Origin of the sequence: Natrinema salaciae, from assembly GCF_900110865.1 — an archaeon.
GTDB lineage: Archaea > Halobacteriota > Halobacteria > Halobacteriales > Natrialbaceae > Natrinema > Natrinema salaciae.
Genome location: NZ_FOFD01000007.1, coordinates 142,771 through 160,450, shown reverse-complemented (window position 1 = coordinate 160,450; position 17,680 = coordinate 142,771). Strand labels below are relative to the sequence as shown.

The following is a 17,680-nucleotide window of genomic DNA, read 5'->3' as shown; positions in this document are numbered from 1 at the left end:
ATGGAGACACTCGACGCGCCCATATATACGTTTTCTGATAGTAATTTACCCGCCCTCGAGTTAACATCGTCTTACCGCCGATCACTGGCTTTTTGCGGGTCCGGTGGGAGCCACCTGTCATGACGCTCGATCCGGTCCACTTCGACGGCATCGCGCGGCTCGCAGGGCGGATCGACCACGGGACCGACGACCGGGACCGTCGGGCGTTCGCCGAGACCGTCTGGGATTCGTTTCTGGACCCGCTGGTTCACGACGGGCGGATCGTCCTCGAGCCGCTCGAGACACAGGAGCGACGGCTCGTCGACTGCGAAGCCGTCGCGTTGCGCGAGCGGGAGTTCCCGACCGAGCACGGCCTCGACGCGGGGACGATCAATCCGACGACGTTTCGGAACGGGCTCGTCATCGACATCGCACAGGCGGCCATGAGCGCGACCCCGAGCGATCTCGACCTCCATCGGTCGCGAACGACCGTGATGACGGTCCACTCGAACGACGAGACGATGGTGGTCGACGAGAACTGGGGCAAGTTCGACGAGGGGTACAGTCGGAGCCGGGCGGTCAAGATTCCGCCGCTGCCGCGGTTCGCCGAGGGCGTCGTCCACGCGCTGGCGCTGTACCTCGCCGAGAGCACCCACGCTCGCGATCACGCGGACGCGGTATCGGACCTGCTCGTCCTCGACGGCCCCCTGTATCCCCGGGGGCTCCTTCGCTGGGCCGACCAGCACCCCGACCTCGCCGACTTCCTGCTCGAGGATCCCCGCCCAACGACGGTCCTCGAGAACTACATCCGGCTGGTCGAGGCGTTCGTCGAGCGCGGCGTCCCGCTCGTCGGCTTCGTCAAAAACCCGGCCACGCGCGTGCTCACGCGGACCCTCAAGTCGAAGCGAGACGTCGACGTCAGCGTCCCGTGGAGCGACGACTCGGCGCTGTTCACCCGCCTGCTCGAGCGTGGCGAGTACGTCGACGACGTCGACGGCGAGCGCTGGGACCGGGACACGTCGGCGCTGACGTACACGAACTGGTTCCGGTCGCGGGGCGGCGTCGATCGGCCGCTGTCGGCGGACGGCGACGCGCTCGGCGTCGAGCGTCGCCTCGAGCGGGACGCCTACGAGGTCACCTTCTTCGTGATCTACGACCCGCGCGACGACCTGCTGTATCGGATCGAGGCACCGTACGCGTTCACGGCGGACCCCGAACTCCGGGAGCGCCTGACGTTGCAGTTGCTCCAGGACGTCGCCGTCGCGCACGGCCCGCCGACGATCGTCGAGAAAGCCGACGAACTCGCCCGAATCAGCAACTCGGAGAAGGCGTCGCTCCGCGAGACGCTCGAGGAGCGGTTCGACGCCGCCCAGGATCGGAGCTACGACGACCACCGGTGGGACGAACAGCCGTATTGACCCGGATCGCTCTCTCCGTCCCCGGAGACGCGTCCGGTTGTCGGGTCGCCGTTCGGTGGCGCGCCCGACGACCACGAACGAGACGGTGTCCTACGCCTCCGCGTTCGTGCTGTGCTCCGCCGTCTGAGCCCCGACTCTGAGTCCGCGGTAGGCGAGCGCGGCGCCCACCACGAACACGATCGTCGCGAGGTAGATGGGGCCGAGGTGCGTCACCCAGTCGTGCGCGAAGCGATCGACGTAGTGCATCGGGAGCGCGATGGCCAGTCCGATCACGGCGGCGACGATCGCCGTCGCCCACGCCCACAGTTGCCCGCTACGGACGCCGTACCACGCGAGCGCCGCGATGGCGATTCCGGTGGCGATGATAAACGCCGCCGTGGCCACGTGGAGGTGAGTGATGTAGTGCATGATGGCCGGATCGATCGCGTCGAGTTCGGCCGGCGTCACCCCGTTCAGGGTCGCGACACCGAGCTCGAAGCCAGTTCCGACGAACGTTCTGGCGAGGAAGACGACCCCGTACCCGACGAAGGCGACGCCCGCGAGCGCCATCAGGAGCGCCCCGATCCGTCCGCCTCGCTCGAGTTCGTGATCGGTCCGGTGTCGGTCGGCCGTCGCCCGATTTACGCTCACCGGTCTTCCTCCTCGAGATCGACCTCGACCGTTTCCACGTGGCGCGCGTCGATCTCGTCCAGGCCGAACTCCTTCCCGTGCTGTTCCCTGACGTGGTCGCGCGCTATCTCCAGCAGTCGTTCCCTGTCGTCCACCTCGGTCCGCATGCGGAAGACACAGCCCGAAACCGCCGTGTCACACGCTACTTGTATCCCCGGTACGCTGTCGTTCGATTGCAGGTCTTCAGTCATGGTTTCTCCACCCCGCACTCGAGGGGACGATACGAGGGGTCGTGTAGGCATCTAGCGGGTCCCGTGCAGCCGGTGACCGTCGTGCAGCCGGTGCCCGGCGGGCAGTCGCCGCAAGCGGCCGATCGGCCGGGAACCGCGGTCGCCGCTCGAGTACGCTCAGTCGACCGTGGGCTCGAGCGCGAGCGGTCGGGACTCGCGTCTGTAGCGCTCGTACGTCGATTTCGCCCACTCGCGCGCCGCCGGCGCGTCGGTGTCGACCAGCACTCGAACCGTCCCGCTCTCGGGGTTATAGCCGCTGATTCCGATCCGATGGTCGAAGATGGCGACGCCGTACGACGGCAGGTCGTCGTGGAGCCGAATCTCGAGATGGCCGCTCTCGAGCGGCTCGGCACAGTGCTCCGGGTATGTCGAGAGGACGTGTCTGGCGACGGACGGCGGGTCGATGATCTCCGTCCGCATCCCGTCGACGATCCGTCGAGCGAGTTCGTCCTTGCACGGCTCGAGTAAGGCCAGGTCGAATCCGACGAACCGAAACCGGTCCGTCTCCCGGAGCAGCGACACGAATCGGTTCACCGGCCGGTACGGATCGTCGGTCTCGGCGACCGTCACGACCGCGTCGGCACACATTTCGATCGCGAACCCGCTCGCCTCGATCGGCAGCCACTGCCAGATGTCGCGGAGTTGCCGCTCGGTTTCGAGCCGCTCGATCAATTCCCGCAGCCCCGTCGCGACGAACGCCCCCAGCTGCGTCGCCTCGTACCGGTGTCCGTCCCGCCTGACCCAGTGTCGCGCTTCGAACTCGCGCAGCGTCCGCCCGATCGTCGACTGCGAAACGCCGGTCGTCTCCCGGAGTTCGGCCCGGCTCCGCGGGCCGCTGGTCAGTGACTCGAGCGCAGCGACGCGGTGGTCCGATCGCGCGAGGAACTCGACGTCCTCGAGTGGCGTGCTTGTCACTCCAGATAGCATGGTAATCGTACGCACGCCAGTAGCATAGTTGTGACCGTTAGTCTCCGCTCGGTCAGTGGCCGGACGGGTCTCCGGGGAGAGCGGACCGAAGTCCCCGCTGCGAGTTTCAGCCGTCGTTTTTCTCGACCTCGAGCGAGACGTCGTCGGGATCGACGCCGATTCGGGCGAACTGCGTCCGGACGTGTTCTTTCGCCCCCTCGAGGGCCTGTTCTCGGGTGTCGAAACCGCGGGGCATTGGCGACTCGAAGGCGAGGTTGACTTCCCGGCCGTCGACGAGCTGGGTCGTCCCGCCACTGTCGACCTCGTAGAACTCGTCGCAGACCCAGACGTACGCGGCGTCTTCGTCGGGAGCGCCGCGGAACGAGGGTGCTCGTTCACCCCGTTCGTACAGCGTTCCGGTGAGCTCCGTCCCCCCCGCGCGACCGCGTACCATAAGCATACGCTATCGTACGCTTCGCGGACGCAAAAATGTCGTGGCATCGATCGATGCGTGCGACACGGTGGCGTCGGTCAGTCACGGCGGCCGATACCGGCGCGCCGGTCGCAGTCGTGCGAGCACCGCAGTCGCTCGCCGCCTCCCAACGACGACGCGGACGACCGGAATCGGGCTGCTATCGCCCTGCCGACCGAGGAACGGCGACCAGTATGTTATCATTACACATACTATTCTCGATCCGCGGTATGTCGTCGAATCGCCATATTCAGTGGGTCTGTCGCACCTATTACCAAGGACAATTTCCCCTCATCCCCCGTTCTCGAGCGATTCAACGGGTTATCAGGCTATTACGTGAGTAAGGGCAGAGTTTTCGGCCCAAATCGTTTTGGAAACGGCCTTATCCCCATTGCAGGAGTTGGGTGGAGTAATGAGTTCGGACGCTCACCTCGGCGGCGACAGCACGACCGACCCACTCGCGAACGTCCCGACGGAGTGTTACGAGATCCTCCGCCATCCGCGCCGGCTTCGCCTCCTCGAGGTGCTCGGCTGCCAGCGGACGCGGCTCTCGCTGTCGGATCTGACGACGGAGCTGGCCGACGGGTCGACCGACGTCTCGAACGGGCAGGCTCGTCACGAGATTCGGATCAGTCTCGTGCACAACCACCTCCCGCGACTCGAGGACTACGACATCGTCGACTGGAACGACGACGGCGTCGCCCTCGTCGACGAACCGCCCGTTCATCCCGCGGATCTCTCCGTCCTCCTCGACCTCTGTGACGACGAGAACGCGGAGACGCTGCTCCAGACGCTCGTCGATCCCGTCCGGATGCGTCTCCTCTCGGCGCTCGAGACGAGCGACCAGCCGCTCTCGCTCGAGCAGCTCGCCGCTCGGCTCAGCGCCCACGACGGCGGACCGTTCGCCGACGCAGAGCGCGCGCAGATCGCGCTCCACCACTCCCACCTGCCCGCGATGGCGGAGATCGGCGTCGTCGGCTACGACCCCGAGTCCAAGCTGGTCACGCGATACGACCAGGTCGTCTCGATCGTCCAGTAGGCGTCGACCGCGTCCGAGTCCCGACCGGCGGCTCCCGACCCGCCGGTCCGCGTCCGAGCACTTCTCGATACACCGTTCTCTTCGACGCTTGCCGAAACGATAAGCATCCTCGCGGCCGTACGGCGAGACGAACGACACGATGGCTGGGAGTGACGACGGAGGCCGATCCGGTAGCGCCGCGCCGAGTGCCGCCCGAGTCGTCGGTGTTTCCACGGTAGCCGCCCTGCTCGCGCTTTCGCTCTCGATCGCTGGCGTCGCCGGAACGGCCGTCGCGATCGATCAGGTCGCGATCCTCTCGCCCGATCGGACCCAGATCGAGGCCGCACCCGGCGAGACGATCGAGCTCGACGTTACCCTCCGGAGCCAGGGCGGCCACGGCGGCGAGGGCGTCGAAGCGACGACGCTGATCGCTCGATACCATCCCGACTACCTCGAGATCACCGAGGTGAGGCGCGGCCCGTGGCTCGAGGGCGACGAGACCGAGGTCCGCGCGGCGGAAACGATCGCTCACGAGCGGGGAACCGCGATCCTCGAGCAGCGCCGCGAACCGGCCGCCAACGGGACGACGGGGTCGGGCACGATCGCGACGCTGACGGTTCGCGTCGCCGAGGACGCGCCGCCCGGGACGACGACGATCTCGTTCGACGAGAGCGAGATCGACCTCACCGGCGACTGGCCGATCGCCGTCGTCGACGAGTCCGCGACCGTCGCCATCGACGGCGGCAACGAATCGCTCGCGTCGTTCGACCACCCCGATCCCGACGACATCGACCGCGACGCGGCGGCGTCGAGCGCGAACGACTCGGCCGGGGCCGACGAGCCGAACGACGCCGACGGAAGCGAGCCGATTCCGGGCTTTACGGTCGGCCTCGCGCTCACGGCCGTCGTGGCTGTGGGACTCCTGTCGATTCTGTCGTCGACCGGCGGTGACGGTCGCCACGGATAAACAGTCCGCGCAGCTGGAGGGAAACGTGTTTTAGGAACCGGTCTGATGGGATTGATATGACCGATCTGGGAGACTTCGGCGAGTTCGACGCCGACGCCGATACCGGAGACGGCGCGGCGGCCGACGCAGCGGACTCGTCGACGTCGTCTTCGGGGTCCGAGCGCGACGCGAGTAGGAGTTCGACGACTGACGGAACCGCCGACGCGTTCGAACCGACGCCGGTCGAACCCAGCGGCGACGACGTCGGTATCGGGACGATCTGCGTCTCCCAGGGACTGCGCATCGCCGAGGACGGCGAGGAGACGACCCTGCGGGCCTACGTCACCCAGGGGAACCGCTCGTCGATCCGGATCGGGAGCTACCTGCTCGCGCCCTATCCCGACGGCGAGACGCTGTTCTGTCGAATCACCGGCCTCGAGTACGCCCAGCAGTACCGCGCCGACGACGCGACGGAGATCCACGCGCGGCGGGCGATGCGGACCGACGAGATCGACGAGGCCGATTACAAGTTCGTCGCGAATCTCGAGCCCGTCGCCGTTCTCTACGACGACGACGGGGAGCTGAAACGGCGGATGACCGACCGGGTCCCGAAACCGCAGACGGTGATCCGGCAGGCGGACGACACCGAGGAGATCAAGACCGGACTGAAGATGCCCGACGACGGGGTCTTCCTCGGTCATCTCTCGGTCGGCGGCGAGAAGGTGCGGACGGCGGCCACCCCACCGACCATCGATTACCGGCTGAAAGACGACTACGACGCGGGCGATCCGCTCGTCTTCCGCCACTCCCTGATCGCCGGCGGGACGGGGTCGGGGAAGACCCACGGCGCGAAGAACATCTTGCGGCAGTATCTCGCCGCGGAGCGGACCTACCCGATGGACGACGGTCGCGCGGTCCAGCCCGCCGTCGTCCAGTTCGACCCGCAGGACGAGTACGCACAGATGCACGACGACAACCCCGACCTCGACGACGAGTTCGCCCGCCGACTCGAGCGCGAGGGGATCGCGTACGGCGGCCACGACGATACGACCGCCTTCGTCCCGAAGGTCGGCTCGGCGTCGTACGCGGCGGGACACCACCGCGCGGAGCAGGTCGAGTTCACGATTCCGTTCTCGATGGTCCACGACAACCCGTGGCTGGTCGCCGGCAGCGGGTTGAACGACAACCAGTACGGCGCGCTCGTCACCGTGCTCCTCCCGCGATTCCGGAAGCAGTACGGCGATGGCGGCACGTACGAGGAGTTCACCACGTTCCTCGACGACCCCGCGCTGCGCGAGGAACTCGACGAGTCGGGTCGGGTCCACGAGGCGACCTTCGACGCCGTCCGGCGACGCGTCCTCGGGTTCGGCCACGTCTTCGATCAGGACGCGCGCCCGATCACCGAGCTGGTCCACGAGTTCGTCCGCCCGGGCGGGCTCACCGTCGTTCCGACCTACCACATCAACGACAGTCGGGCGACCGAGACCATCGTCCTCGCCGTCTCCTCGCTCATCATCGATCAGAAACTCTCGAACGATCCGGCCTACGACCGGATCAAGGAGACCCCGCTCGTGCTCGGGATGGACGAAGCCCACAACTTCCTGACCGACGCCGACTCGGTGCAGGCCGGGAAGGTCATCACCAAGTTCACCGAGGCGGCCAAACAGGGCCGGAAGGAGCGCCTCGGCCTATTCCTCATCACGCAGGACCCCCAGGACATCCACGACGCCGTCTTCAAACAGATCAACACCACCGTCGTGCTCAACCTCGGCGACGAGGACGCCATCAAGAGCGTCAACATTCCGAGCAACCTCGAGTCGAAGGTGCCCTACATGGAGAAAGGGCAGATGGTCGTTTACTCGCCCGATAATTCGGAGCCGGTCGAACTGATCGGGCTCCCGAAGTGTCTGACTCGGCACGGCAGGGACTGATCGACGGCCGGACTCCGTGAGACGGTGCGGTTCGCTCGGTCCGACCTCGGCTCGAGAGCGCCAGAAACCGCGCTTGTGCTCCTGCGTCGTCCGGAATGTGCCGGCGACGGAACCGTTCGCACTCGCAGTCGCCATCGGATTCGATCGCCGCCGTGACGGTATCGATGTCGTCGGCGATCGCGTCGTCGGGTACCCGGCGAGTGAGCGGAGAGGTCGTAGCGGCGTGTGCGTGAGTCGAGACGCGTCGACAGTCGCCGACGGATAGCCGCCAGTTGGCAGCCGAAGCGGACGGAGAGGCGTCCGTTCCGTCGGCTCGCGTGTCGCCCGTTTTTCGCCCGCATCGCGTCTCCCGCCGGGGGACGGGCGGGTCGCAGCGATATCGGGCTGGCCTCGCCAGGTGTCCCGTAGTCGCAACTCCGTCGTGGACCGATTCCCACTTCCCACGAGATACCGACCGGTCCACACGTCGATTCTACGGTCGCGGACTTCGCCCGGTAGAAATAGTATGAAATCAATAATTTATGGGCTCCGATCGGAATACACACATGTCAGGAACGATCGTTTCGTTCTCGTTTCCATCCCGATCTCGGCGCTCCGATACAGAGCGATCGTCTGCACACGTCTGGCATCGTCGGCGAGAGGGATGGCGAGCTCGAGGTGGCGGTTCTCGGGTGACGCTCGGAAAGGAGGGCCGTGAAGTGCGCCCCGACCGTCGCAACGAGCCGAATAGGCACGCTGTGCAGTCCTGAACCGACAGCAGTGTATAGCCGATACCGGCGGTCGAGGTGTTCGATCGTGATTTCATCGCTGCTCATACGAACCTGTTATTTCGGCTCGCGAGGTGTATACAACGCTGCTCTCTCTGGCCGTCTCTCGTCGATTGCGCAACTTGGTCCAAAATTAGCAGCTTCAATATATGAATGTAAAAGTGGTACTTTGGTCAGGTGCTGTTGCCAATTCGAGCGCAAAGGCGACGATCGCTGGGGCCGGGCACTGCGACTCGAGGGACTGCCCGGCCGGACCGATCGGCGCGTCGATCGAGGGGGTGCTGTACGAGGACTCGACGGATCGGACGTCCGTTCGTTTACAGACATAGTTGTGTCATAGGTATGCCGCGACTTCTGTCGGTCGAATCATAATTTCCGTTCCCGCTGCATCGACGGTGGTCTCGATCCGCTCCGTGAGCGCGTCGACGGTTCGCAGACGATGCGTGGAACTCGTGTCTTGCACCGCTGTGGCTGGTATCCGTTCGTCGCTCGGGTCAGCATCCGGTCCCCGACGGAGTCGTGTCCGATCCCTGTCTAGTAGCCCGCTAATAAACAGAACTGTGATCGTTCCACCCGACTGCAGTGCGTCGATTCTCGGATTCGCAATTGGAAATAATACATGAACGGACCCGTATGTGTGACCGGAAGCGACCGTCCGCTCGTCGTCTCCCTGAGAGAACTCGGCAGGGGACGACGGACGGGCGGGTATGTCGAGTCTCCGTCGGGGATCGACGAACGGCTACTCGTGCGAATCCCCGGTCGACGCGGTGTACCCGCCGTTGGTGGCGATATCGGCCCGGAACTCCGTCCCGTCACCGGCGGTGTCACTCGAACCACCGACGTCGATCGCCGTCTCTGCCGTGCCGGCGTCGCTCGAGGCGCTCGCGAACGTTAGATAGTTGAGATTCCAGTCGCTGGCGTCTGCCGCGATGCGGACGACCGTCTCGCCCGCCGGGAGCGACAGCGTGCCCACGTCGACCGTCGTCCAGGACTGCCACCCGCCGGTCGCGCCGAAACTCGCCGATGCGGCGTCGCCGTCGGCGTCGACGGTGAGACCCCCGCCACTCGAGTTCGAGGCGACGCGCGCGGCCACGTCGTAGTCGCCGGCGCTCTCGACCTGGACCGTATATTCGAGCCATTCACCGCTGGCGATCCAGCCGACGTTGTAGCCGCCTTCGGTCGAGGGCTCGATGTCGACGTCGTCGTCGCGATAGGCGCTGCCGGTGTTGCCGCTCGTGGTGTCGTGGTAGGCGACGCCCTCGCCGCCCGTGTCGTAGTCCTGTGCCTGAAGCGAACCGGGAATCGGGTGGGGTCCGTTGTACGCAGACTGGCTCGACGGAGCGTCGTCGGTGGTGACCGTGACGGTGTTCGAGGCGGCGGATTCGTTGCCTGCACCGTCGGCCGCCGTCACATGGACGTCGTAAGTCGTTCCGCCCGAGAGGCCACCGACCATTGTCGCGGTGGTGCCCGCGGCCACGGAGTGATCCAGCGCGCCGTCGACGTAGACGTTGTAGTGATCGAGACCTGTACCGCCGGTGTCGCTGCTGGCGTCCCAGTCGATATCGAGCGAGGATTCGGTGTGAGCGGGCGACGAGAGGTTCGCGGGCGTGCTCGGTGCCGCCTGGTCGCTACTCGAGCCGGGTTCGATCCGCCCGCCGACGAGCCGCGGATCGGTCTCCGTGTCACCGGGGGCGGCGTCCTCGAAGTAGACCCGCCTGTCGTCGAGCCAGTACTCCCGGTCCCAGTCGGTGTCGACGTCGTCCGTCGGGTTCATGTAGATCTCGTCCTCGGCGTCGACGTCCCACAGCTTGGTGGTGGGATTGCCCGCGAGGATCTGCTCGCCCTGGATGTTGATCTCGTAGTTCCGGATGTTGCTGAACGTCGGGTTCCGGATCTCCATGCGCCCGTCCGTCAGCGCGCCGATGCCGCTGCTCCAGTTCTCGATGGTCGCGTCCTCGATCACCAGCCCTTCGGCTCGCATGTTGTGGGTGATGCCGACGCCCTCGCCCACGCCGATGAGCCGCGGGTTCACGACCTTCAGGTGGCTGGCGTACCGCATCGCGAGGCCGATACCGGTCCCCCGCGGGAACTCGAAGCTGAGATCCCCGTTCTGGTAAATCCGGGTGTCCGGAAGGTCGCTCTCGCCGTCGCGTCGGCCGATGTTCCACGCGGTGTAGTCTTCGATGAGCCCGTAGTAGTCGGTCTGCCCATTCATCTGCGAGCCGGCACCGCGCATGTGATTCATGACCTCCATGCCGCTCCCGCAGGCGAAGGCCGTGTTGCCGATGTCCCGGAGCGGGATCGACCCCTCGTCGACGAAGACCGTCCCGTCGTCGGCGGTGTCGGTCGCGTGGGCGAACTCAGCGACGTTCGGGCCGGCGGACTCCGGTGCCACGTTGTGCTGTTCCGACGGCCGGTCGTCGGCGTACGGGGCGGGCACGTTCGGGATCGTCCCCCGGTGTCTGCCAATGTCGGACTCCTCGATCTCGCGATCGAGTTCGGCGGGTGGGACCGCAGGATCGTCGACTTCGTCGGGCACGTAGTCGCCGATCGCCCGGGTCCAGTACGCGAACCCGTGGTTGCGCTGGCCCGCCGCGACGTTGTCCTCGTTCAACACGAGCGGCCCGTGCAGCCAGAAGCCGACCCCGTTGTGGCCGTAGTCGTCGATCAGCGGCCGGTTGGCGTGATCGGCCCAGGCGACGACTTCGCGGAAATCGGGGTCGTCGCCGCTGCCCGTCGAGCGCAGCGCGAAGTTGTTCACGAAGCTGCCGAGTTCGACGCCCGTCTCGGTCTGGAAGTGCGAACCGAACACTTTGTAGCTCACACAGTCGTGAACGTGGGCGTAGCTCTGGTGGTTGACGAAGCCCCACCCGGGACTGCCCGTCCAGCCGTTCCCGTCGGTCCGCGGCGCGACCACGCAGCCGGTCGCGTCGTGGGGTTCCACGTCCGTTCGGGGTCCAGTCTCGTGGTAGTGCAGCGCGTACCGGGCCCGTCGATTGTCGTTGACGTCCAAGTCGAACACGCCGTCGTTCCGGATCTCGCTTTCCTTGTACGCCGGATTCGAGAACGGGATGCTCTTGTCGGTCCGGCCGAGGTCGTAGAGGCCGGCATACCGGATCGTCGAACCCGGCGACATGATCATCACGTGGCCACGGCGCTTTATCTCGGTGCTCTCGGAGCGCAATCGAACGTGTCGGTCGAGGTTGAGCGCGTACGTATCGAGGTCGCTCGCCGGCGGCACGTGGTCGTACTCGAGCGTCTCCGCCAGCTGGACCGTCGAGCCGCTGACACTCGCGACGGTCACTTCCTCGTCCTGGTTCTCCCGCGGCGAGACGCCCGGGACGACCAGCGCGTCGCCGGCCTGCCAGTTCGTCGGTGCCGCCTCGAGTTCGAGGACGGCCTCACCCGCCGTCGGATGGTGCGCCAGCGTCGTGTGTGGTGTCTTCGCCGCGCCGTGGACCTCGACGGTGCCGACCGCGACCAGTCCGCGGGTCTTCCGCTCCGAGTCCCAGCTCTCGTCGATCGGTCCGCGGTCGATGAAGGTGACGGTCAGTTCGCTTGAGGGCCTGACCGGATCGCTCTCCGTGCCGAGCTGGATCGTGCTGTTCTGGGTCGTGATCAGTGTGTCGACCTGCAGTTCGGCCGTCCGGCTCGTCGCGGCCCTGAACGTCCCGTCGATCCGGACCCACTGCAGGCGCGCGCTGGGGTTCGCGTCGAACGTCACCGTGACGCCGGACGGAACGTGGACGCGCGCGCCGTCGTCCGGAACCCCGTTGTCCCACGTCGCCGGGTCGGTCCACGAGCCACTCGTCGTCGCGCTGTGCGTCGCATCCGACGCCGGTACGAGGTCGGCGACGTGGTGGTCGTCCGTGTCGTGTTCCGAGGCGATCGCCGTCGAGCCGAGTCCCGACAACGCAGCGAGTGTCCCCGTGGTCTGCAACAACCGCCGACGCGAGAGGTATGGTTTTCCGATCGACTGTCCGTCCTGGTCTCCGCTGATGCGCTCTTCCGCCATCAAAGACTACTTCGTATGGCTATAACTTAAAATTATTTTATTATATATTAAAATAATTTTATTCTCGGTCCCGCAGCTATCGGTGCCCCGGTAGAGTACTGGGCCGGGTGCGCAGCCCCTCGTCGGGGTCACGACCGGTCGTCACGCGGTAGCGACGTTCGCTCGTCCAGTCCGGTCGACGAGAGCGCCCGCGTGCGACCGGTCAGATGGTGGGGACAGACGTGGGCCGCGATTGTGGCCCGGGTGGTGAGGTCGGTCTTCCGTCGAACCTACGCTTCTTTGAACACCCGTACGTAGTCGATGCGCATCTGCTGCGGGAACGTCGTCGTCCCGTCCGGCGAACCGGGCCACTCGCCACCGACCGCACAGTTGAGGATCAGCCAGAAGGGGTTGTCGTCGAAGGCCCATTCGTTGCCCTGGCTCTCGACATCCTCGCGGGTGACGGTGAAGAAGTGCTCGCCGTCGACGTACCACTTGATGACGCCGGGGTCCCACACGACGGAGAAGACGTGGTAGTCGTCCGCGAAGACGCCGCTGTCGAGGTGGTAGTCCCCGCCGATCGAGTTACCACCGGAGTAGCCCGGTCCGTGGACTGTCCCGTGGACCGTCGCGGGCTCGTGGCCGACGAGTTCCATGATGTCGATCTCACCGTTGTCGGGCCAGGTGCCACCCGCCGGCAGCATCCAGTGGGCCGGCCACAGACCCTGATCCTCGACGAGCTGCGAGCGGAAGTCGACGCGGCCGTACTGGAAATCGAAGTTGCCCTCGGTCACCAGCTTCCCCGACGTGTAGTCGTAGGTCCCGTACTCGTCCGAGACCTGCTCTTCCCGGATCTCGACCACGAGGTCGCTGTTTTCGACCCAGCGGTTGTCCTCGCTGTAGTACTGCTCTTCGCTGTTGCCCCAGCCGGGGATGCCGTAGTCGTGACCGTTCCCGGTCTGGTCCGTCCACAGCGAGGTGTCCAGCGAGCCGCCGTCGAAGTGGTCGGCCAGAATCTCGTTCCACGACCGGCCGTCGAGGTTGCCCGGGTCGTCCGGGTACTCCTCGCCGCTGCCGCCGGAATCGGTGAACTCGAAGTAGTTGATATTCCAGCCGCTGGCCTCGGAGTAGACGCGGACGACGTGCTCGCCGGCAGTCAGGTCGACCGAGCCGGCGTCGACTGTCGTCCAGGACTGCCAGCCGCCGGTCCCGCCGAAGCTGACCGAACCCGTAACGTCGGTGCCGTCGACCTCGACGTGGAACTGACCACCGCCGGACGCGGAGGCGACCCGGGTTGCCAGATCGTACGTCCCGTCGCTGTCGACGTCGACGGTGTACTCGAGCCACTCGTCGGGCTCGATCCAGCCGACGTTGTAGCCGCCTTCGGTCGAGGACTCGATGTCGACGTCGTCGTCCCGGTAGGCACCGCCGGTGTTGCCCGACGAGGTATCGTGGTAGGCGACGCCCTCGCCGCCGACGTCGTAGTCCTCGGCCTCGACCCGGCCGGGAAGCCGCCAGGCCGACCCGCCGTACGGCTGCTTGCCGGCCGGCTCGTCGCCGGCTTCGACGACCCTGATCGCGCTGACCATCGCGTTGTCGACGTCGGTGCTGAACGAGACGGACAGGGTCCCGTCCGAGACGTCCACGCCGCTGATCGTCCGAACCAGCGCCGCGTTGTGGCCGACCTCGGCGTGGACGTCGAGGTCGGTGATGGACTCCGATCCGTCGACGGAGACGTCGAATACCCGATCGCCGTCCGCGCTCCAGTACGTCTCCGCGACGTGGATCTCGACGTCGTACGTCCCGTCGGGAACCTCGACGTCGTAGCTGAAATCGCCGTACCGGTGTGTCCGGTACAGCGTGTCGTCGTCGGTGCCGGCGATCGGTTCGCTCGAGCTCGCGGCGGTGCCGCCGCTGTAGTTCGCGTCGGCCTGATACTCGGTCCCGTCCGCTGCCGTGTAGGCGCCGCCGGCGGCGTTGACCGCGAAGACGACGTCTCCCGGGGCCGCGCTCCCGACCGAACTCGCGAGGCCGACTCCCGCCGCGGCCGCCACAGCGGCGCTCATGAATCGCCTGCGCTGTATGTTCGTGCCGCTCGATTCGCTCGTGTCGTGTGTCAGTCGTCGTTGCTCGGTCATGTGTCTCGTTCGTCCCCTCCCGACGGACCGCGGTCTCGCCCCGAGTCGTTCCGGACCGTCGCTCCGCCGACGCGGTGGCTCGAGGCGGGTCACCGGGGGGTCGAGGCGGGTCGCCGGGAGATACGACACCTGATTCCGTGGACGGTTATAAAATTAAGCGTTCAATATCGAGTATCCTCGAACCGACGGTCAGTCGTCCGCCGACTCGCGCTCGGTGTCCAGCGCACCGTCGACGTCGACGCGACCCGCCGCAGTCGTCGGTTCGTCGAACTCGATGGCCTCGAGGGTGATCCGGACCGCTTCGATGTCCTCGTAGACCGCGCCCCAGTCACCGACGTCGTACAGGTCGCCGTCGGCGGCGAGATGCACCTGCAGGAACCCGGCCAGGTCCTCGAAGGACGGACGGCCCTCGGAGCGGTAGGAACCCGGATAGACGATATCGGTGACGATTCCGGTGATCTCGCAGGGTTCGTTCGTGTCGACCCACGTCCCCTCGACCGTCACCGCGACGTTCGCTCCGTCCGTCCACAGCGGTGCCACGTCGCGGACGAACTCCTCGAGGGTCGTGTAGACGTGTGGCGGTTCGGTGTCCTCGTAGACCGTCTCCCAGAGGGCCCAGACGCCGGTCTGGAAGTACCAGTGGAAGATCAGCGAGAGGATGTAGTCGTCGATCAGGACGCCGAAGGGCCTGTTGGCCCAGTCGTTCGGCGTGAAACACGTCCGCGAGCGATCCGCAACGAACAGGAACGGCCCCGGGATACGGCACGCGCGGAGTTCCGTTACCGTCCCCTCGAGGGGGGCGTCCTCGAGTCGCTCCTCCAGATCGGCGCCGTAGACGGCCACCTTCGTGACGACGCCCCGGTCGTGGGCGTCCTCGAGCGCGTTCGTCAGGGCTCGGAACTGGTCGACGGTCGCCGATAGTTCGATGGAGCTCTCCACGTCCCGGATCAGGTCGCGCGTCCGGTCGACGACCGTCTCCTCGTGTTTGACGACGCTGACTTTGTGGTCGCTGACCGCCGGCCGCTCCCAGCGATCCTCGATCGCATCCGCCGCCTGGTTCATCTGCTGGCCCCGAGACCGAAGTTCGCGGAGGACGCCGATCGGTTCCGTGGGGCTGGCGTGGAGCTGATCCTGGTCGAACGTCTCGATGTACTCCATCCGCTCGAGGGCGCGGAGGACGTCGTAGATCTGGGACACCGGGACGGAACACTGGTTGGCGACCTCCACGGCGGGCATCATTCCTCGCTCGAGCAGCGTGATGTAGGCGTCGGCCTGATACGAGGTCAGCCCCGCGTTCTGGAGCGCGTCTCGGAGAGGGTCCCTGTCCATACCTCCATAACGACAATAATCGTTATTCAGCCTTTTGCAAAAAAGAGGGGCGAACCAGCGTCGCTCCGCAGTCCCCGGCGCGCTCTCGTTGCGGTCGGCGATCGGGGGTGGTTCGAACCGGGCGTCCCGGTCGACCCCTCGCCTGCCGGCCCGCGCGCGCTGGATAGACGGGGAGCCCACGAATTGCGGACCGCGTTCGATCCGTGTGTTCCTCCCAGTTGCCGAGGGCAGCATTCGCGAGCTTCCGCTCGATGGAATCGTACGAGATAGATTAGTTGTGATCTGAGAAGTCAATCGTTCTCTCTCATCTACTATGTTTTCGGCAGCGTTTCGATCCCGCGTCGTTCCTCCTGAATCGAACCCCTCGATGGCAGGGTCGTCGACCGGGTCCGCCGAGGGCTACCGGCGGAATTCCAGCGTCTCGAGGGCGTTTTTCTCGAACGGCCCGTACCCGTCCCATTCCACGCATTTGCCTTTCGCGTCGAACGCCGCCGATTGTGTGTGCCGGTCCGGCTCCGGATCGACGGTGGGATACTGCCATTCGCGATGGTTACCGACCCGCACCCCCATTTCGCCGACCGCAACGCGATTCGGAGACGGGTCGCTGCGGTCCGTCGATGCACTCGTGTCCCTGACCCTGGATCGCCTTTCAACGCCGATTAGTGTCCGACATCTCGGAGTGCATAACTATATTTGAAACCGAGAGTTCGGTTCGTGAAGTCGAATTAGCCGGCTCCGTCAGTCGGCGCAGTATCCGCCCGCTCCGCGGGCCAGAGTCGATCACCTCGCGGCACCTGTTGACGACGAATCACCGTTCGACGCGGATGCCCCCGAAACAACCATTCAAATGTCTGTCATTACGCGTGCCGAGGTACCACCAGGTCCACGATACGAACCGGTCGTCAGCCGTTCGCGCCGGTCTCTGATCCGACCCGAACGCGAGCGATCCGCGCATTCTTCCTGGATCTCGGAACCCTTATACAACTAAAGAAATTAGGTCTAATATGTACGATCTCACAGGCTTCCAGCGCGACCTGTTGTACACGATCGCTGGACAGGACGAACCCCACGGGCTCGCGATCAAAGCGGAACTCGAGGAGTACTACGAGAAAGAGATCCACCACGGACGACTCTATCCGAATCTGGACACGATCGTCGACAAGGGGCTCGTCGAGAAGGGGGAGGTCGATCGGCGGACGAATTACTACTCGGTCACAGCTCGTGGTCGGCGGGAACTCGCGGCTCGCCGGGAGTGGGAAGACCAGTACATCGGTGAGCAGCTCTCGAACGCGGAGTAACGTCGCCACCGACTGACGCCGAACGTGTGCTGAATAGCCGTCGACGGCGTCCAGTCGCGTGCGCGATCGCCTGCGGACCATTCCTCGCTGGCGGAGACGGTTTCAGATTACCAACGTATTGTGAGCGCGATCGACGACTACACATCCAAATCGTGTTGGAGTAAGTGTTGACTTGAGCGGGACGTAACCCGCTGTTACTGATGTCACCCGAACTCGCGGAAGACACTGCCCACGCGCTGCTCGCCGATTCCGAGCGACTGCACCTGCTGACACTCCTGCGTCAGGAGGGAACGGGGAATATCGACGCGCTCGCCCGTCGGATCGCCGCTCGAGAGGAAGACGTGCGCCCGGAGAACGTCGGCCGAGAAACCCAGCGACGGGTTACCGTTTCGCTCGTTCACAACCACCTACCGCGGCTCGCCGAGCACGACGTCGTCAGCTACGACCGGGAATCGGTCGTGCTCATGGACGTCTTCGACGACCTCGAGTCGTCCCTTCGGACGCCCGCCGCCGAACTGCCCATCCAGCGGCTCTCGGACGAGTAGTCACGGCCCGACGAGCCCTCGCGAGACGTCTCGCACGGGC

At 65.7% G+C, this 17,680-nt stretch carries 13 protein-coding genes; 6 read left to right on the top strand and 7 right to left on the bottom strand.

Features of this window, described 5'->3' with window-relative positions:
- Positions 1-119: 119 nt before the first annotated feature.
- Positions 120-1,397: a DNA double-strand break repair nuclease NurA gene (locus BMX07_RS20705; RefSeq protein ID WP_090621801.1), complete on the top strand. Its 1,278-nt coding sequence runs from the start codon at positions 120-122 to the stop codon at positions 1,395-1,397.
- Between the two features lie 90 nt (positions 1,398-1,487).
- Here BMX07_RS20705 and BMX07_RS20700 read toward each other — a convergent pair whose 3' ends face one another.
- The 4 genes from BMX07_RS20700 to BMX07_RS20685 form a co-directional block, all read right to left on the bottom strand.
- Positions 1,488-2,027, bottom strand: a complete 540-nt coding sequence (locus BMX07_RS20700; protein ID WP_090621799.1) for a hypothetical protein — start codon at positions 2,025-2,027, stop codon at positions 1,488-1,490.
- On the bottom strand, positions 2,024-2,257 hold the full coding sequence (locus BMX07_RS20695) for a DUF1059 domain-containing protein (protein WP_090621796.1): 234 nt from the start codon (positions 2,255-2,257) through the stop codon (positions 2,024-2,026). The genes BMX07_RS20700 and BMX07_RS20695 overlap by 4 nt, the downstream gene beginning before the upstream one ends.
- 156 nt (positions 2,258-2,413) lie before the next feature.
- A complete protein-coding gene (locus BMX07_RS20690; protein ID WP_090621793.1) occupies positions 2,414-3,223 on the bottom strand; it encodes a helix-turn-helix transcriptional regulator in 810 nt (269 codons plus the stop codon).
- A 106-nt stretch (positions 3,224-3,329) separates the two neighbouring features.
- Positions 3,330-3,662: a DUF7113 family protein gene (locus BMX07_RS20685; protein WP_090621790.1), complete on the bottom strand. Its 333-nt coding sequence runs from the start codon at positions 3,660-3,662 to the stop codon at positions 3,330-3,332.
- Positions 3,663-4,086: 424 nt separating this feature from the next.
- On the opposite strand from BMX07_RS20685, the gene BMX07_RS20680 reads away from it, so the two are divergent.
- The 3 genes from BMX07_RS20680 (at position 4,087) to BMX07_RS20670 (ending at position 7,569) form a co-directional block, all read left to right on the top strand.
- Positions 4,087-4,713, top strand: coding sequence for a DUF7344 domain-containing protein (locus tag BMX07_RS20680; protein WP_090621787.1), 627 nt, complete (start codon positions 4,087-4,089; stop codon positions 4,711-4,713).
- 139 nt (positions 4,714-4,852) lie between these two features.
- Complete coding sequence (locus BMX07_RS20675; RefSeq protein WP_090621784.1) at positions 4,853-5,659, top strand: cohesin domain-containing protein; 807 nt, start codon at positions 4,853-4,855, stop codon at positions 5,657-5,659.
- 56 nt (positions 5,660-5,715) lie between these two features.
- Complete coding sequence (locus BMX07_RS20670; protein ID WP_090621781.1) at positions 5,716-7,569, top strand: ATP-binding protein; 1,854 nt, start codon at positions 5,716-5,718, stop codon at positions 7,567-7,569.
- A gap of 1,506 nt (positions 7,570-9,075) precedes the next feature.
- On the opposite strand, the gene BMX07_RS24925 is transcribed toward BMX07_RS20670, so the two are convergent.
- The 3 genes from BMX07_RS24925 to BMX07_RS20655 form a co-directional block, all read right to left on the bottom strand.
- A complete protein-coding gene (locus tag BMX07_RS24925; protein ID WP_090621779.1) occupies positions 9,076-12,351 on the bottom strand; it encodes a carbohydrate-binding protein in 3,276 nt (1,091 codons plus the stop codon).
- A gap of 269 nt (positions 12,352-12,620) precedes the next feature.
- Positions 12,621-14,396, bottom strand: coding sequence for a malectin domain-containing carbohydrate-binding protein (locus tag BMX07_RS20660; RefSeq protein ID WP_245742180.1), 1,776 nt, complete (start codon positions 14,394-14,396; stop codon positions 12,621-12,623).
- Positions 14,397-14,657: 261 nt separating this feature from the next.
- Entirely contained in the window at positions 14,658-15,797 is a 1,140-nt protein-coding gene (locus tag BMX07_RS20655) for a TrmB family transcriptional regulator (protein WP_090621772.1), read from the bottom strand.
- A gap of 1,004 nt (positions 15,798-16,801) precedes the next feature.
- On the opposite strand from BMX07_RS20655, the gene BMX07_RS20650 reads away from it, so the two are divergent.
- Positions 16,802-17,095 carry a PadR family transcriptional regulator gene (locus BMX07_RS20650; RefSeq protein ID WP_090621768.1) on the top strand — a complete coding sequence of 98 codons (294 nt, stop codon included), beginning with the start codon at positions 16,802-16,804 and terminating at the stop codon, positions 17,093-17,095.
- A 200-nt stretch (positions 17,096-17,295) separates the two neighbouring features.
- Positions 17,296-17,640, top strand: a complete 345-nt coding sequence (locus tag BMX07_RS20645; RefSeq protein WP_090621765.1) for a DUF7344 domain-containing protein — start codon at positions 17,296-17,298, stop codon at positions 17,638-17,640.
- The last annotated feature ends 40 nt before the right edge of the window (positions 17,641-17,680 follow it).